Below are 16000 nucleotides of genomic sequence, written 5' to 3'. Positions count from 1 at the left end.
TTACCGATCTTCCCCGTAAAACCTAGCTTGTCCTGGCCAACCAGCGACCGTTTTCGCACACGGCGCGGCCGTCCATTTCCAGTTCGGTCAGCGCTGCCAACACTTTGGGCAAGGCCCAGCCACTGCTGTTGGCCAGCGCCTCGCTGGTATGAGGCGCCGCGTGGAGCAACATGAGCAGCGGATGATCGGCCTCAGCTATATCGGTGGATAAAGGCAGATGTTGCCAGCCACGCAAGGCTTCGAGGATATGTTCTATGGTTTCCACCAGGACCGCGCCGTCACGGATCAACTGGTGACAGCCACGCGCACCCGGATGGTGGATCGACCCCGGAATCGCATACACCTCGCGCCCCTGTTCCGCCGCCAGCCGGGCGGTGATCAGCGAACCGCTGGCGACACTCGCTTCGACCACCAGCACGCCGAGGGACAAGCCGCTGATAATCCGGTTGCGCCGGGGGAAGTTGCTGGCGCTCGGCCCGGCATCCAGCACCAGCTCCGACAGCACGGCACTGCCTGACTCGATCATGGCGTCGGCCAACCGCCGATTGCGCTGTGGATAAAATTTTTCAAGCCCGGTGCCAAGGACGCCAACGGTCTGCCCGCCGACGTCCAGTGCAGCTTGATGGGCCGCCGCATCAATGCCCAGCGCCAGACCACTGGTGATGACGAAACCGGCCCCGGCGAGACTGCGGGCGAACGCGGCCGCGGTGTCCATTCCCGGGCGCGATGCGCGACGGCTGCCAACCATGGCCAGTTGCGGCTTTTCCAGAATCAGCGGATCCCCGGCCACGAACAGCAGCGGCGGCGGGTCGGGAATCTGCGCCAGCAGCGCCGGGTAATCCGGCTGGTCCCACATCAACAGATGTTGGCCCGGACGCTCTAGCCAGCGCAGTGCATGGCTGGCGCCATCACGAACTTCAGGGCTGCGCCGGGCCTCGGCGCACGTTGCTGGCAACCCCAGCGAGCGCCAGGCGCTGGCCGGTGCGCTGAGGGCTTTCGACGCCGAGCCGAAGGCTTCGAACAATTTTGCAAAACGCTTGGGACCGATGTCCGGCAAGCGGTGCAAGCGCAGGCGCGCTTCCAGTTCTGCCGGCGAGACCGGCGTACAGACAGACGACATCATGGATCATCCTTGATCGTGGACAAGCCCCGAACCCTTCGGGACAAGTTGTGGATAACTCTGTTTATAACTTGTTGAGCAAGCTTACGGATTGCGTACCTTGTCGAGCACCGCCAGCGAGCGCGATGCGTTGAGGACGAGGCCATAGCTGAGCTTTTCGTACGTACGAAACACCATCAGCAAACCGGCGCGTTCGTCGGGAATTTTCACCGGCTGGCCGGTGATCCGGTCGCGCACGGTTTCACCGGTTTTCATCACCGCCAGCACGTTTCCTTCGGCCAGACCGTCGCGCCTGCCCTTGTTCAGGGTAACGACATCCATCACGCCGATCTGCGTGACGCCGCGTGGCACGTCGATGATCACGCCGTTAATGGCGGTAGTGGGCGCGCCGGGCATGAAGGTCGAGTTGATCGAGCGCTCCTCGCCGCTGAACAAGCGGTCACCCAAACGGACTTCCTGGGTGGTGCGTTGCAGCGCGAGCGTGGCGACGTCGCCTTCGGTGGCGATAATCTCGCCGCCGCCGATGTCGTCGGCATTGATGCCGAGGAATTCCTGGGTCTGCGGGTCGGTGTAGACCTTGCCTTGGCGGAAGATCCCGTAGACCGGCTGATCCGGGTCGAAGTGACCACGGGCAAAGATGCGATCGCCGGTGCCGCTGAGGACGCGTTCGGCATCACCGGCAACGATATAGGGCGCCTTGTCGAAATCTTCCGCCGTGTCGACGATACGGTTGCTCAGCAGAAAACTGTTGATTGACTTCAGTGGAATGCTCGGAATCGCCTCGGCCACCGGGCTGGTGCGGATCCGTGGCGACAGTTTGATGGTGCCGCGTGAGTCGCCGCGCTTGACCGTCAGTTGTGGCTGGCCGTTGACGTAGCTGAGCGTCAGCGTGTCGCCGGGGTAGATCAGGTTGGGGTTTTCGATCTGCGGGTTGGCCCGCCACAGTTGCGGCCACTGCCAGGGCTCGCGCAGGTATTTGCCGGAAATGTCCCAGAGGGTATCCCCTGTCACCACCGTGTATTGCTGCGGAAAACCATCCCTGAGTTGCACCTGCCCTTGTGCCACGCCGGCCGAAGCCAGCAACAGCAGGGCGAGTAGTGTTTTCCTCATGCAGTGAATCCCTTTATCATGTGCGTTCGCGTGAATCGTCAGAGCCCCCGTGGCTCGCTTCTGATTTTGTAGAAGCTACGCTTCACAACGGTAGCCTGCATCCTCGGACCTGCCAGGCCATCGACCCGACTTTACTCAACGTGTGCAGCAATCAAAGCCTATGGCCATTTTAAACATCCTCGAATTTCCGGACCCGCGTCTGCGCACTATCGCCAAACCAGTGGCTGTAGTGGACGACGAAGTGCGTCAGTTGGTCGACGACATGTTTGAAACAATGTATGAAGCGCCCGGCATCGGCCTCGCCGCGACCCAGGTCAACGTGCACAAACGTATCGTCGTGATGGACCTTTCCGAAGACCGTACCGAGCCACGGGTGTTCATCAACCCCGAGTTCGAACCGCTGACCGAAGAGATGGACCAGTATCAGGAAGGCTGCCTCTCGGTGCCGGGCTTCTACGAAAACGTCGACCGCCCGCAAAAGGTCCGAATCAAGGCGCTGGACCGCGACGGCAAGCCCTATGAACTGATCGCCGAGGGCCTGCTCGCGGTGTGCATCCAGCACGAATGCGACCACCTCAACGGCAAATTGTTCGTCGATTACCTGTCCACGCTCAAACGCGACCGGATCAAGAAGAAGCTGGAAAAGCTGCACCGCCAGAACGCTTGATGCCCCTCTTCAAAGGCTTGCTGCGGCAAGCCTTTTTCTTTTTGTGAGACGCCTTTCATGACTGAGCCATTGCGCATCGTATTTGCCGGCACCCCGGAATTCGCCGCCGAACACCTCAAGGCCCTGCTGAGCAGCCCTTACGAGATCGTTGCGGTCTACACCCAACCGGATCGCCCGGCCGGTCGTGGACAAAAACTGATGCCGAGCCCGGTCAAACAGCTGGCCCTGGAAAACCATATCCAGGTGTTGCAGCCACCGACGCTGCGCAACGCTGACGCTCAGGCTGAACTGGCCGCGCTGAAACCAGACCTTATGGTGGTGGTCGCCTACGGCCTGATCCTGCCGCAAGCGGTGCTGGATATTCCGCGTCTGGGCTGCATCAACAGCCATGCGTCCCTGCTGCCGCGCTGGCGCGGTGCGGCACCGATCCAGCGCGCCGTCGAACACGGCGATGCCGAAAGCGGCGTGACCGTGATGCGCATGGAGGCCGGTCTCGATACCGGACCGATGCTGCTCAAGGTCGTCACTCCGATCAGCGCCGAAGACACCGGCGGCACGTTGCATGATCGACTTGCCGAGATGGGCCCGCCCGCCGTGGTGCAAGCGATCGCCGGTCTGGTGGCCGGCACGCTGGAAGGTGAGGTGCAGAACGACGAACTCGCCACCTATGCGCACAAACTGAACAAAGACGAAGCGCGGATCGACTGGAGCCGTCCGGCGGTTGAACTGGAGCGTCTGGTGCGCGCCTTCAATCCATGGCCGATCACCCACAGCACGCTCAACGGTGAAGCACTGAAAGTGCTGGCGGCGACGCTCGCCGACGGTCAGGGCGCGCCCGGCGAAATCCTCAGCGCCAGCAAGGACGGCCTGATCGTCGCTTGCGGCGAACAGGCGCTGTGCCTGACCCGCCTGCAACTGCCCGGCGGCAAGGCACTGAACTTCAGCGACCTGCTCAACAGCCGCCGCGAGAAATTTGCCGTCGGCACCGTGCTGGGTAAAGCGGTGGACGCACTATGAATCCGCGTCTGGCTGCAGCCAAGGCACTCGCCGCCGTGCTCAGTGGCAAAGCTTCGCTGAACAGCTCCCTGCCGACACAACTGGACAAGGTTGAAGATCGTGACCGTGGCTTCACCCAGGACCTGGCCTTCGGCACTGCGCGCTGGCAGCCACGGTTGTCGGCGCTGGCGGAAAAGCTTTTGCAAAAGCCGTTCAAAGCCGCCGACGCCGATGTCGAGGCGCTGCTGCTGGTCGGTCTCTACCAATTGCTCTACACCCGCGTACCGGCCCACGCCGCCATCGGCGAAACCGTCGGTTGCGCCGACAAGCTGAAAAAACCGTGGGCTAAAGGTTTGCTCAACGCGGTGCTGCGCAATGCCCAGCGCGAAAGCGAAACCATCTTTGCCGAGCTGGAACGCGACCCGGTGGTGCGCACTGCCCATCCTCGTTGGCTGCAAAAATCGCTGAAAGCGTTCTGGCCGGAGCAGTGGGAAGCCATCTGCGAGGCCAACAATGCGCATCCGCCGATGATTCTGCGGGTCAACCGCCGTCATCACAGCCGCGACGCCTACCTCGCCCTGCTGGGCGAAGCCGGAATCGCCGCAACGCCGTGCGTGTACAGCCGCGACGGTATTGTCCTCGAAGCCGCTGCCGATGTACGCAGCCTGCCGGGCTTCGCCGAAGGCTGGATCAGCGTGCAGGACGAAGCCGCGCAACTGGCTGCCGATCTGCTCGACCTGGCGCCGGGCCAGCGGGTGCTCGACGCCTGCTGCGCGCCCGGCGGCAAGACTTGCCACATCCTCGAAGCCGAACCGGCGCTGGCCGGCGTGGTGGCGGTGGACCTGGAAGCCAAGCGCCTGGTGCGCGTGAAGGAAAACCTTGAACGCCTCGGCCTCAGCGCTGAACTGATCGCCGCCGACGGTCGTGATATTGATAAATGGTGGGACGGCAAACCGTTCCAGCGCATCCTGCTCGATGCGCCTTGCTCAGCCACCGGCGTGATCCGCCGGCATCCGGACATCAAGCTGACCCGTCAGCCCGACGACATCGCCGCCCTCGCGCAACTGCAAGGCGAACTGCTCGACGCGATGTGGAAAACCCTTGAAGTCGGCGGCGTCCTGCTCTACGCCACTTGCTCGACGTTGCCGACCGAGAACACCGAAGTGATTGCCGCGTTCCTTGGACGCACGCCGGGCGCCCGCGAACTCGATCTGGCGACGGCGGCGGGCATCAAGCAGCCCCACGGTCGCCAGTTGCTGGCCCAGCAGGGCGGGCATGATGGGTTCTACTACGCCAAGCTGATCAAGATCGCTGCCGCGCGCGGCTAAACAGATTCGATGGAGTGACTGGATGAAAATCATCATCCTCGGTGCGGGACAGGTCGGCGGTTCGCTGGCCGAACATCTGGCCAGCGAGGCCAACGACATCACCGTGGTCGACACCGACGGCGAACGCCTGCGCGACCTTGGCGACCGCCTCGACATCCGCACGGTGCAGGGCCGCGGCTCACTGCCGTCGGTGCTGCGCCAGGCCGGTGCCGACGACGCCGACATGCTGGTGGCCGTGACCAACAGCGACGAGACCAACATGGTCGCCTGCCAGGTCGCCCACACGCTGTTCCACACGCCGACCAAGATCGCCCGGGTGCGCGAGGCTTCCTACCTCAATCGCGAGGAACAACTGTTCCAGAACGAGGCGATACCGGTCGATGTGCTGATCAGCCCCGAGCAGGTCGTGACCAATTACATCAAGCGCCTGATCCAGCATCCCGGCGCCTTGCAGGTGATCGACTTCGCTGAAGGCGCGGCGCAACTGGTGGCGGTGCGCGCCTATTACGGCGGGCCGCTGGTGGGTCAGCAACTGCGCCAGTTGCGCGAACACATGCCGAACGTCGAAACCCGCGTGGCAGCGATTTTCCGTCGCGACCGGCCGATCCTGCCGCAGGGCGACACGGTGATCGAGGCCGACGACGAAGTGTTCTTCATCGCCGCCCGTGAGGACATTCGCGCGGTGATGAGCGAGATGCGCCGCCTCGATGAAACCTATAAACGCATTGTCATTGCCGGCGGTGGGCAAATCGGTGAGCGCCTGGCCGAAGCCATCGAAAGCCGCTATCAGGTGAAAATCATCGAGATGAGCCCGGCGCGCTGTCGCTACCTCTCCGACACCCTCGACAGCACCGTGGTGTTGCAGGGCAGCGCCTCGGACCGTGATTTGCTGCTGGAAGAAAACATCGCCGACGCCGATATTTTCCTCGCCCTGACCAACGATGACGAAGCCAACATCATGTCGTCGCTGCTGGCCAAACGGCTGGGGGCGAAGAAGGTCATGACGATCATCAACAACCCGGCCTATGTCGATCTGATCCAGGGCGGCGACATCGATATCGCCATCAGCCCGCAATTGGCGACCATCGGCACCTTGCTCGCCCACGTCCGTCGCGGCGACATCGTCAGCGTGCACTCATTGCGCCGCGGTGCGGCGGAAGCCATCGAGGCGATTGCCCACGGTGATTCGAAATCGAGCAAGGTCATCGGCAAACCGATCGAGAAGATCGGCCTGCCGCCAGGCACGACCATCGGCGCCGTGATCCGCAACGAACAAGTGATCATCGCCCACGACGACACGGTGATCGAAGCGGGCGACCATGTGATTTTGTTCCTTGTGGATAAAAAGCATATCCGCGATGTGGAGAAGCTGTTTCATGTGGGGTTGAGCTTTTTCTGAGATATGCAACGACTCACGGGCCCTTTCGCGAGCAGGCTCGCTCCCACATTTGAAATGCGGTCCCCCTGTGGGAGCGAGCCTGCTCGCGAAGGCTGCCTCACTGGTTAGAAGACCGTCCTGACGATCAATAGAAAGGGATCCGCTGATGCTCGAATCTTTGGAAAAAATGCTCGCCAAGGGTGTGGATAACTCACTGCTGCGCTTCGGCCTGGGCAAGGGCTATCTGGATCAGGGCGAGCACGCCAAGGCTGCCGAACATTTCCAGCGCTGCGTCACGTTCGACCCAAAATACTCGGCGGCGTGGAAGCTGCTGGGCAAGGCGCACTTGGCGCTGGGCGACCACGCGGCGGCGCGTCAGGCCTGGGAGCACGGACTGGAAGCGGCCCGCGCCCATGGCGACAAGCAGGCCGAGAAAGAGATGACGGTGTTTCTGAAGAAGCTCGAGCGTCAGGCGCCTTGATCTACAAATAGCGCAGGCCGATGCCCTCGGCGTCTACGCTGACCACTTCCATGCGCACGCTCGGCGCGCCTGTGGGTAAGTCCTGAACCTGACCATAGACCACCGCGCCTTTGGGCAATGACGCCAGTTTCGGATGCTGAACGTAGACCCCGGTCGGTGACAGGTTGCGCGTCTGCCCGAGGCATTCGCCGAAGCTGTCGTGGGTGATCTTGATGCGAAACGACTTGCGGTGTTCGGACATCTGCTGCGCCCTTGAATGAACGATTGTGGATAACCTCGCCAATGAGGTTATCCACAGACCATGCCAATCCCGTCGAATCTGTTCAGTACCAGCGTGCCTCACCCGGCGGACGTTTCTTGAAGCGTTTCATGCTCCACATGTACTGGCTCGGGTACGCCGCCACGTAACGCTCCACGACCTTACTCATGGCCGCGCAGGATTCAGCGGTATCCGTGCTGTACATGGCTTCGGGGGCGGCTTCGAGAATCACTTTGTAGCCTGAACCGTCCGGCAGGCGCAGGGCATGCAGAAACACACCGACCGCTTTGCCGCCGGCCAACATGTTCGGGACGAATTTGCTGGTCAGCGCTTGCGTGGCAAAGAACGGCACGAAGATCCCGGCGGATTCGGCCGGTTCCGGGTCGGCGGGAATACCCACTGCACCACCTTTGCGCACTTCCTTGATGACGCTGAGAATGCCTTCCTTGGTGGAGGCGGCGACCTTGTTGCCCAGTTGCACGCGCTGCTTGCGCAACAATTCATCCACAGCCTTGAGCTTGGGCGGGCGATAAAAAATGATCGGTTTGCACTGGCTGCAATAGAAGTGGTTGAGCACTTCCCAGTTGCCCAGATGGCTGGTGATGCCAACCACGCCTTTGCCCGAAGCCAGCGCATCCTTGAGGATGTCGAGGCCTTCGACTTCGCGCACCAGATCGATCGAACGCTGCGCCGGCCAGATCCATGCGCAGGCGCTTTCGGTCAGGGACTTGCCGATGTCCTTCAGGCTCTGACCGACCAGACGCTCGCGTTCGGCCGGGTCCATCTGGGGAAAACATTTGGCGAGGTTGATCCGCACCACGTCGCGGGAACGGTTGGGGGTTTTCCACATGATCCAGCCGATCGCCGAACCCACGGCTTGCACGGCCCGCCATGGCAGCAGGGCAAACAGCCGCAGAGCGCCTACCAGCAAGGCGCCTTTAAACTTTTCCACAGGTCACTCCTGATCTTGTGCGGTGCGCGAGGCGGCCATTCTAACCGCCGTTGGCGAGCTGCGCGTAGCGGTCGCAGTCTTGCGTGTGGTCCATGACCATGCCTGAGGCCTGCATCAGCGCGTAGCAAATGGTCGGGCCGACGAAGGTGAAACCGGCTTTTTTCAGCGCTTTGCTCATCGCCAGCGCTTCAGCGGTAATCGCCGGGACTTCGCTGCGATCCTTGAAATGATTGATGATCGGTCGGCCGCCAGTGAACGACCAGAGCAACGCCACCGGATCCTCCAGCGCCAGCCACGCCTGGGCATTGCGCCGGGCGGCGTTGAGTTTCAGGCGATTGCGGATGATGCCCGGATCTAGCATGAGTTCGTCGATCTCGGCGTCGCTCATCTGCGCCACGCGCTGCACGTCGAAGCCGAACAGCACTTCACGATAACGCTCGCGTTTGCGCAGCACCGTGATCCACGACAGCCCGGCCTGGAACCCTTCGAGCAAAAGCAACTCGAACAAACCCTGCGCATCGCGTAGCGGCGTGCCCCACTCCTGATCGTGATAAGCCATGTACAGCGGATCTTCGGTACACCAAAAGCAGCGTGGCATAAGGCTCCAGGGGGCGTGCGCAGCAACGAATCGGGTATACTCCCGCTCTTTAAATCGCAGCCCAAGAAACAGGTGAATTTCGTGAGCCAGCCTACGCCAGCCGTGCGTACCTTCCAAGACTTGATCCTCGCGCTCCAGCAATACTGGGCCGAGCAAGGTTGTGTGGTACTTCAGCCCTACGATATGGAAGTAGGCGCCGGCACTTTCCACACCGCGACCTTCCTGCGCGCCATCGGCCCGGAAACCTGGAACGCCGCCTACGTGCAGCCAAGCCGCCGTCCGACTGACGGCCGTTATGGTGAAAACCCTAACCGTCTGCAGCACTACTATCAGTTTCAGGTCGTGCTCAAGCCCAACCCGGACAACTTCCAGGAACTGTACCTGGGCTCGCTCAAGCATGTCGGCCTCGACCCGCTGGTCCACGACATCCGCTTCGTTGAAGACAACTGGGAATCGCCGACCCTCGGCGCCTGGGGTCTGGGCTGGGAAGTCTGGCTCAATGGCATGGAAGTCACTCAGTTCACTTACTTCCAGCAGGCCGGCGGCATCGAGTGCTACCCGGTAACCGGCGAGATCACCTACGGTCTCGAGCGTCTGGCCATGTACCTGCAAGGCGTGGACTCGGTCTACGACCTGGTCTGGGCTGACGGTCCGTTTGGCAAGGTCACCTACGGCGACGTGTTCCACCAGAACGAAGTGGAGCAGTCCACTTACAACTTCGAACACGCCAACGTCGATAAACTGTTCGAACTGTTCGACTTCTATGAAAGCGAAGCCAAGCGCCTGATCGAACTCGACCAGCCGCTGCCGTTGCCGAGCTATGAAATGGTTCTGAAGGCCTCGCACACCTTCAACCTGCTGGATGCGCGCCGGGCGATCTCGGTGACCGCGCGTCAGCAATACATTCTGCGCGTGCGCACCCTGGCGCGTTCCGTTGCGCAAGCCTACCTGCTGGCGCGCGCCAAGCTGGGCTTCCCGATGGCGACCCCGGACCTGCGTGACGAAGTACTGGCCAAGCTGGAGGCTGCACAATGAGTGCGCAAGATTTTCTGGTTGAACTGGGCACCGAAGAACTGCCACCCAAAGCCCTGAACACTTTGGCTGAAGCGTTCCTCGCCGGTATCGACAAGGGCCTGCAAGCCGCCGGCCTGAGCTACGAAAGCAAAACCGTCTACGCCGCGCCGCGTCGTCTGGCCGTGCTGATCACAGCGCTGGCCACCCAGCAGCCGGATCGCAGCATCAACCTCGACGGCCCGCCACGTCAGGCCGCGTTCGACGCCGAAGGCAATCCGACTCAGGCCGCCCTGGGCTTTGCCAAGAAGTGCGGCGTCGAGCTGAGCGAAATCGACCAGAGCGGGCCAAAACTGCGCTACAGCCAGAACATCGCCGGCAAGCCGACCGCGAGCCTGCTGCCGACCATCGTCGAAGATTCGCTGAACGACTTGCCGATCCCGAAACGCATGCGTTGGGGTGCGCGCAAGGAAGAGTTCGTGCGTCCGACCCAGTGGCTGGTAATGCTGCTTGGCGACCAGGTCATCGACTGCACGATCCTCGCGCAGAAGGCTGGTCGTGATTCCCGGGGCCACCGCTTCCACCATCCGGAATCCGTGCGCATCGGTTCGCCGTCGAGCTACCTCGCCGATCTGCGTGCCGCCTACGTGCTGGCCGACGCCAACGAGCGTCGCGAGATCATCAGCAAGCGCACCGAAGAACTGGCCACGCGCCAGGAAGGCACCGCGATCGTGCCGCCGGCGCTGCTCGACGAAGTGACCGCACTGGTTGAATGGCCGGTGCCGCTGGTGTGCTCGTTCGAGGAACGCTTCCTCGACGTGCCGCAGGAAGCGCTCATCACCACCATGCAGGACAACCAGAAGTACTTCTGCCTGCTGGATGCCGACGGCAAGTTGCTGCCACGTTTCATCACTGTGGCCAACATCGAAAGCAAAGACCCGCAGCAGATCATCGCCGGTAACGAGAAAGTGGTGCGCCCACGCCTGACCGACGCTGAGTTCTTCTTCAAGCAAGACAAGAAGCAGAAACTCGAAGATTTCAACCTGCGCCTGCAGAACGTGGTGTTCCAGGAAAAACTCGGCAGCGTCTACGACAAGGCCGAGCGCGTGTCGAAACTGGCGGCGTACATTGCCGCACGCATTGGCGGCAACGCTTCCTGGGCCGCCCGCGCGGGCCTGCTGTCGAAGTGCGACCTGGCCACCGAAATGGTCGGCGAGTTCCCGGAGATGCAAGGTGTCGCCGGCTACTACTACGCGCTGAATGACAACGAGCCGCAAGACGTTGCGCTGGCGCTGAACGAGCAGTACATGCCACGCGGCGCCGGTGCTGAACTGCCGGCAACGCTGACCGGTGCGGCCGTCGCGATCGCCGACAAGCTCGATACCCTGGTCGGCATCTTCGGTATCGGCATGTTGCCAACCGGCAGCAAAGACCCGTATGCCCTGCGCCGCGCCGCCCTCGGCGTGCTGCGCATCCTGATCGAGAAACAACTGGATCTGGACCTGAACGACGCCGTCGCCTTCGCCGTGAATGCGTTCGGCAGCAAGGTCAAGGCTGCTGGCCTCAACGAGTCCGTGCTGGAGTTCATCTTCGACCGTCTGCGTGCGCGTTACGAAGACGAAGGCGTCGATGTTGCCACCTACCTGTCGGTACGTGCCCTGAAGCCGGGCTCGGCGCTGGACTTCGACCAGCGTGTGCAAGCGGTACAGGCCTTCCGCAAACTGCCGGAAGCGGCAGCGCTGGCGGCGGTGAACAAGCGTGTGTCGAACCTGTTGAGCAAAGTCGAAGGCTCGGTGCCGACTGTGGTCGAAGCCAAGTATTTCGACAACGCCAACGAGTTCTCGCTGTATTCGGCGATCCAGCAAGCGGATCAGGCCGTGCAGCCGATGGCCGCAGCGCGTCAGTACAACGAATCGCTCGCGCGCCTGGCGGCGCTGCGTGAGCCGGTGGACGCGTTCTTTGACGCGGTGATGGTCAATGCCGACGACGCCAAAGTGCGGGCCAACCGTTACGCGCTGCTGGCGCGTCTGCGCGGTCTGTTCCTCGGCGTTGCCGACATTTCGCTGCTGGGTTGAGGGATTGCTGGTGAAACTGCTGATTCTCGATCGGGACGGAGTCATCAATTTCGACTCCGACGCTTACATCAAGTCGGTAGAGGAGTGGATTCCGCTGCCCGGCTCGATCGAAGCGATTGCGCAGTTGAGCAAGGCCGGCTGGACGGTGGCGGTGGCCACCAACCAGTCGGGCATTGCTCGCGGCTATTACGACCTCGCCACCCTTGAGGCCATGCACGCGCGCTTGCGCGAACTGGTCGCGGAACAGGGCGGCGAAGTCGGGCTGATCGTGTATTGCCCGCATGGTCCGGACGAGGGTTGCGATTGCCGCAAACCGAAACCTGGGATGCTGAAAACCATCGCCGAGCGTTACACCGTGCCATTGACCAACGTCTGGTTCGTGGGTGACAGCCTTGGTGACCTGGAGGCTGCCAAAGCCGTCGATTCACAGCCAGTTCTGGTGAAGACCGGGAAAGGCGCAAAGACTCAGGGCAAACCCCTGCCGGTTGGCACTCTGATTTTTGACGACCTGGCGGCGGTTGCCGCAGAACTTATCCACAAATAGAGTATTTCCGATTTCCTGACCAGGGATTGATCGGGAGTGCGCTTGAACAGTCGGGCATTGCCCCGTAACGGTAAACGTCACTATGTCGATACTGCGGGCCATCAGGATTTTTCTCTTTTACCTGCTGCTGGGCACCACATCCCTGCTGTGGTGCACTTTGAGTTTTTTTATCGCGCCTTTTCTTTCGTTCAAGGCGCGTTATCGTTTTATCAACGTGTACTGGTGCCGCTGCGCCTTGTGGTTGACCAAGGTATTTCTCGGTATCCGCTACGAAATCAAAGGCGCGGAAAACGTGCCAGACCGGCCCTGCGTGATTCAATCGAACCACCAGAGCACCTGGGAGACTTTTTTTCTCTCCGCTTATTTCTCGCCATTGAGCCAGGTGCTCAAGCGGGAACTGCTTTACGTGCCGTTCTTCGGCTGGGCCATGGCCATGCTGCGACCGATTGCGATCGACCGGGACAACCCGAAAGCCGCGCTCAAGCAAGTGGCGGCCAAGGGTGACGAGCTGCTCAAGGACAATGTCTGGGTGTTGATCTTCCCTGAAGGCACGCGCGTTCCTTTTGGCACTGTCGGCAAATTCTCACGCAGTGGCAGCGCATTGGCGGTGAATGCGGCGCTTCCGGTACTGCCGATTGCACACAATGCCGGCAAGTTCTGGCCGAAAATCGGTTGGGGCAAGAAGTCCGGCGTGATTACCGTGGTCATCGGTGAGCCGATGTACGCCGAAGGCACGGGTCCTCGTGCCATCGCCGAGTTGAACGACCGTGTGCAAGCGTGGAACGAAAAAACCCAGCGCGAAATGGGCTCGTTGCCAGCGGCCCCACAAGCCCCGGCTGCAACCGACCAGTTGGCTGTCTGAGATTTGTGGATAACCTGTGTACGGTTTTCTCTATATCGACCGCAATCAAGACTTAACCAGTTGATTTTTCTATATATTTCTTGAGCGACTAAACCGCCGTAAAAGGTGCATAAGTTTTTTTCGGGAGTAAAAAAACCGGCTTATATAGCCGGTTTTTTTGCGCTCGTCATTCGGCGACCAATGGCAGGCCGAGTCGAAACGTCGTCCCATGATTAACCATGCTATGGCATTCAATCGTGCCGCCATGGTGATCGACCACAGCCTTGACCATCGACAGGCCCAAGCCGACGCCGTCGATGCCCTGCGCGGAAGAGAAACGCCGATACTGGCTGAACAGATCCGGCAACTCGTCGGCGGCGATGCCTTTGCCCTGATCCGTCAATTCGCAACACAGCCAGTCCTTTTCGCAACTGACGCGCAATTCAATCGATGTATCTGCCGGACTGTACTTGATCGCGTTTTCCAGCAGGTTAAACAACGCCCGGGTCAATAAGCCTTGATCCGCCATGATCAGCCGCTCCTGGCAGGCCTCATCAAGATCATGAAGCAGTTCGATGCGTTTCTGCCGAGCGATGGGCATCGCCTGGTCGAATACATCCAGCACCAGCATGGCGAACAGACTTGGCTGGAATTGATAGGCCTCGGACTCGGCCCTCGCCAGCAAGACAAAGCCATCGGTGAGTTCCAGCGCCCGGCGCACTTGACGCTCAATCTGCTCGAACAGCGGGGCGTCGGTGCCGGCCTCATGCCGATGCACATCCAGCAGCGCAAGAATCGCTGAATGCGGGGCACGCAAATCATGGGAAAGAAAGCGCAACAAAACCCCACGCTGCTCTTCGGCTGCGCGCTCGGCGCTCAGGTCGGTGAGGCTGAGCAACCAGCCGATCGGGGTGTCGCCGTCCACCGGCAGCAATGCTGCACGTTCCAGGCGCAGGCTTCGTTCGCGCAGGTCACGAAATTCAAGCAGGGGCAGGGCCGACAAGGCAGGGCGCGCACCTGTGGACAAGTCGGGATAGCCGAGCCGCGCCAGTTGTTCGAGAATGCCATCGCCCACCAACTCGCTGTCGAAGAGCTGCCGGGCCTTGCGATTGCCTAAAAGGATCTGCCCCTTCGGGTCACTGATCAGCGTCGCCACGGGCAAGTACTCCAGACCATCGGCGATGAAGCGACGCGTATCGCGCGTGCGGCTCATGGCTTGTTCAAGGGCCATGATTTGTCCTTGCAACCGATCAGCGCCGGTAAATTGTGTGCGTCGGCGTTCGGGGAACACTTTGGGTTCGCTGTCCAGCCGCGCCAGTTCCCAACCAAAATAGGTCAGTACGACGCTCAGGCGCCGCCAGTTCCAGATCAGATAACCGAACAACATCCCCAGCACAGCCGATGTCGGCGACCACCAGCGCTGTATTTCGGCCAGACCGGCGCTGGCCGCCAGCGCACCGGCCATGCCGGTCAGGGTGATCCACAACGCCAGGCGTGGGCGCCACAGCAACAGCCCGAGCACACAGGCGACCAGCCCTGCCGAGAACAACGCTCCGATGATGGGCGATATATCCCGCAGGTTGACCTGTGTGCGATACGACAACAGTGCAGTCAGCGGCAACAGCACTAGACTTATCCACAACCACTCGCGCACCAATCGCCGAAACAATCGCTGCACTTGGCTGGGCTCGCGGCTTTCACGTCGGCGCGGGTTAGACATGGCAAACAGGGCAGGGCAGTGGGAATGGTTTCATGGGCCACAGGTCAGAGACGTAGACCCGGGAATCATAGCGGACGTCGACCCATGTCGGGCTGCTGACTTTCATCGCGTTGATCGAAGCACTATCGTGCGAGACTCACCGCCCAAGCAACAAGGAATCGTCACCCATGCGCGTTGCCATTCTGGACGACGAGCCCGCCGAGTTACGGCGGGTCGAGCAAACCCTGCAGCAAATTGCCGATGCCGACGGACAGGTCTGGTCGCTGCACAGCTTCGAACGCGGCGAAGACCTGCTGCGTCAGCTGCGCAGGGAGACCTTCGACTTGCTGATCCTCGACTGGCAACTGCCCGACCTCACCGGCCTGGCACTGCTGCGCTGGACCCGCGAACACATGGAAGCGCCCCCGGCGGCGATCATGCTCACCAGTCGCGACGGCGAAAACGATATCGTCCAGGCGTTGAATGCGGGTGCCGATGATTACGTCAGCAAGCCGTTTCGACCGAATGAACTGAAGGCCCGGGTGGCTGCCGTTTTGCGTCGGCACAGCCAGCAACGCACCGCTGGCGCCGAAGTACTGAGCATTAATGACCTGACGTTTGACGATGCCGAGCTGACCGTAACCCGCGAAGGCAAGCCGATCGTCATGACCGAACGCGAGTACCGACTGGCCCGCTGCCTGTTCAGTAATCTGGGGCGGCCGTTGTCGCGGGATTATCTGTATGAGCGGTTCTGGCCGCACGAAGAAATGCCGTCGTCGAGACCGCTGGATACGCATATCTACCGCTTGCGCAACAAGCTGGGGCTGACGGCTGATCGCGGTTGGCAGTTATTGACGATCTATGGGTATGGGTATCGATTGGAGAGTGTGGCGGGAGCTGCCGAATAACGCGACAGGACGCAGGCTGGGCAACGCTGGCAC

General features: G+C 61.3%; 16 protein-coding genes. 10 read left to right on the top strand and 6 right to left on the bottom strand.

All coding sequences use genetic code 11. The features are described from left to right. Nucleotides 1-22: 22 nt before the first annotated feature. Together dprA and HU765_RS02150 are read right to left on the bottom strand one after the other, a co-directional pair. Nucleotides 23-1123: a DNA-processing protein DprA gene (dprA, locus tag HU765_RS02155; RefSeq protein ID WP_186618858.1), complete on the bottom strand. Its 1101-nt coding sequence runs from the start codon at nucleotides 1121-1123 to the stop codon at nucleotides 23-25. Between the two features lie 81 nt (nucleotides 1124-1204). Then, a complete protein-coding gene (locus HU765_RS02150; protein ID WP_186618857.1) occupies nucleotides 1205-2230 on the bottom strand; it encodes a LysM domain-containing protein in 1026 nt (341 codons plus the stop codon). Nucleotides 2231-2390: 160 nt separating this feature from the next. Between HU765_RS02150 and def the strand changes: the two genes are divergently transcribed. From def to HU765_RS02125, 5 genes are all read left to right on the top strand, one after another. Next, complete coding sequence (gene def / locus HU765_RS02145; protein ID WP_186546237.1) at nucleotides 2391-2897, top strand: peptide deformylase; 507 nt, start codon at nucleotides 2391-2393, stop codon at nucleotides 2895-2897. A 57-nt stretch (nucleotides 2898-2954) separates the two neighbouring features. Next, entirely contained in the window at nucleotides 2955-3914 is a 960-nt protein-coding gene (fmt, locus tag HU765_RS02140) for a methionyl-tRNA formyltransferase (RefSeq protein WP_186618856.1), read from the top strand. Then, nucleotides 3911-5221 (top strand): 16S rRNA (cytosine(967)-C(5))-methyltransferase RsmB, encoded by a 1311-nt coding sequence (gene rsmB, locus HU765_RS02135; protein ID WP_186618855.1) that lies wholly within the window; start codon nucleotides 3911-3913, stop codon nucleotides 5219-5221. Before fmt ends, rsmB begins: the two co-directional genes overlap by 4 nt. Before the next feature lie 22 nt (nucleotides 5222-5243). Further along, entirely contained in the window at nucleotides 5244-6620 is a 1377-nt protein-coding gene (trkA, locus tag HU765_RS02130) for a Trk system potassium transporter TrkA (protein WP_186546234.1), read from the top strand. Between the two features lie 142 nt (nucleotides 6621-6762). Beyond that, nucleotides 6763-7080 (top strand): tetratricopeptide repeat protein, encoded by a 318-nt coding sequence (locus HU765_RS02125; protein ID WP_186618934.1) that lies wholly within the window; start codon nucleotides 6763-6765, stop codon nucleotides 7078-7080. A gap of 1 nt (nucleotide 7081) precedes the next feature. Here HU765_RS02125 and HU765_RS02120 read toward each other — a convergent pair whose 3' ends face one another. The 3 genes from HU765_RS02120 to tag form a co-directional block, all read right to left on the bottom strand. Next, nucleotides 7082-7321, bottom strand: coding sequence for a PilZ domain-containing protein (locus tag HU765_RS02120; protein WP_186618854.1), 240 nt, complete (start codon nucleotides 7319-7321; stop codon nucleotides 7082-7084). 82 nt (nucleotides 7322-7403) lie between these two features. After that, nucleotides 7404-8291 carry a lysophospholipid acyltransferase gene (locus HU765_RS02115; protein ID WP_083367454.1) on the bottom strand — a complete coding sequence of 296 codons (888 nt, stop codon included), beginning with the start codon at nucleotides 8289-8291 and terminating at the stop codon, nucleotides 7404-7406. Between the two features lie 40 nt (nucleotides 8292-8331). Next, nucleotides 8332-8889, bottom strand: coding sequence for a DNA-3-methyladenine glycosylase I (gene tag / locus HU765_RS02110; protein WP_186618853.1), 558 nt, complete (start codon nucleotides 8887-8889; stop codon nucleotides 8332-8334). An 81-nt stretch (nucleotides 8890-8970) separates the two neighbouring features. On the opposite strand from tag, the gene glyQ reads away from it, so the two are divergent. The 4 genes from glyQ (at nucleotide 8971) to HU765_RS02090 (ending at nucleotide 13381) form a co-directional block, all read left to right on the top strand. Beyond that, nucleotides 8971-9924, top strand: a complete 954-nt coding sequence (glyQ, locus tag HU765_RS02105; RefSeq protein WP_003187265.1) for a glycine--tRNA ligase subunit alpha — start codon at nucleotides 8971-8973, stop codon at nucleotides 9922-9924. Continuing rightward, on the top strand, nucleotides 9921-11975 hold the full coding sequence (glyS, locus tag HU765_RS02100) for a glycine--tRNA ligase subunit beta (RefSeq protein WP_186618852.1): 2055 nt from the start codon (nucleotides 9921-9923) through the stop codon (nucleotides 11973-11975). Before glyQ ends, glyS begins: the two co-directional genes overlap by 4 nt. 4 nt (nucleotides 11976-11979) lie before the next feature. Further along, complete coding sequence (gene gmhB / locus HU765_RS02095; protein WP_186618851.1) at nucleotides 11980-12519, top strand: D-glycero-beta-D-manno-heptose 1,7-bisphosphate 7-phosphatase; 540 nt, start codon at nucleotides 11980-11982, stop codon at nucleotides 12517-12519. An 82-nt stretch (nucleotides 12520-12601) separates the two neighbouring features. Continuing rightward, nucleotides 12602-13381: a lysophospholipid acyltransferase family protein gene (locus HU765_RS02090; RefSeq protein ID WP_186546228.1), complete on the top strand. Its 780-nt coding sequence runs from the start codon at nucleotides 12602-12604 to the stop codon at nucleotides 13379-13381. Between the two features lie 166 nt (nucleotides 13382-13547). On the opposite strand, the gene HU765_RS02085 is transcribed toward HU765_RS02090, so the two are convergent. Then, complete coding sequence (locus tag HU765_RS02085; protein ID WP_186618850.1) at nucleotides 13548-15080, bottom strand: HAMP domain-containing sensor histidine kinase; 1533 nt, start codon at nucleotides 15078-15080, stop codon at nucleotides 13548-13550. A gap of 167 nt (nucleotides 15081-15247) precedes the next feature. Here HU765_RS02085 and HU765_RS02080 point away from each other — a divergent pair, with 167 nt between their 5' ends. Beyond that, complete coding sequence (locus tag HU765_RS02080; protein WP_186618849.1) at nucleotides 15248-15967, top strand: response regulator transcription factor; 720 nt, start codon at nucleotides 15248-15250, stop codon at nucleotides 15965-15967. The last annotated feature ends 33 nt before the right edge of the window (nucleotides 15968-16000 follow it).

The sequence above is a fragment of the Pseudomonas sp. SWRI81 genome (genome assembly GCF_014268545.1).
Lineage (GTDB): Bacteria > Pseudomonadota > Gammaproteobacteria > Pseudomonadales > Pseudomonadaceae > Aquipseudomonas > Aquipseudomonas hamedanensis.
The sequence above is the reverse complement of the archived record's forward strand: the minus strand, read 5'-3'. Positions and strand labels throughout refer to the sequence as shown.

What these genes read in the sequence shown, in the direction of transcription:
- dprA (WP_186618858.1), bottom strand. Translation starts at nt 1,123, where the DNA reads ATGATGTCGTCTGTCTGTACGCCGGTCTCGCCGGCAGAACTGGAAGCG.
- HU765_RS02150 (WP_186618857.1), bottom strand. Translation starts at nt 2,230, where the DNA reads ATGAGGAAAACACTACTCGCCCTGCTGTTGCTGGCTTCGGCCGGCGTG.
- def (WP_186546237.1), top strand. Translation starts at nt 2,391, where the DNA reads ATGGCCATTTTAAACATCCTCGAATTTCCGGACCCGCGTCTGCGCACT.
- fmt (WP_186618856.1), top strand. Translation starts at nt 2,955, where the DNA reads ATGACTGAGCCATTGCGCATCGTATTTGCCGGCACCCCGGAATTCGCC.
- rsmB (WP_186618855.1), top strand. Translation starts at nt 3,911, where the DNA reads ATGAATCCGCGTCTGGCTGCAGCCAAGGCACTCGCCGCCGTGCTCAGT.
- trkA (WP_186546234.1), top strand. Translation starts at nt 5,244, where the DNA reads ATGAAAATCATCATCCTCGGTGCGGGACAGGTCGGCGGTTCGCTGGCC.
- HU765_RS02120 (WP_186618854.1), bottom strand. Translation starts at nt 7,321, where the DNA reads ATGTCCGAACACCGCAAGTCGTTTCGCATCAAGATCACCCACGACAGC.
- tag (WP_186618853.1), bottom strand. Translation starts at nt 8,889, where the DNA reads ATGCCACGCTGCTTTTGGTGTACCGAAGATCCGCTGTACATGGCTTAT.
- glyS (WP_186618852.1), top strand. Translation starts at nt 9,921, where the DNA reads ATGAGTGCGCAAGATTTTCTGGTTGAACTGGGCACCGAAGAACTGCCA.
- HU765_RS02090 (WP_186546228.1), top strand. Translation starts at nt 12,602, where the DNA reads ATGTCGATACTGCGGGCCATCAGGATTTTTCTCTTTTACCTGCTGCTG.
- HU765_RS02085 (WP_186618850.1), bottom strand. Translation starts at nt 15,080, where the DNA reads ATGTCTAACCCGCGCCGACGTGAAAGCCGCGAGCCCAGCCAAGTGCAG.
- HU765_RS02080 (WP_186618849.1), top strand. Translation starts at nt 15,248, where the DNA reads ATGCGCGTTGCCATTCTGGACGACGAGCCCGCCGAGTTACGGCGGGTC.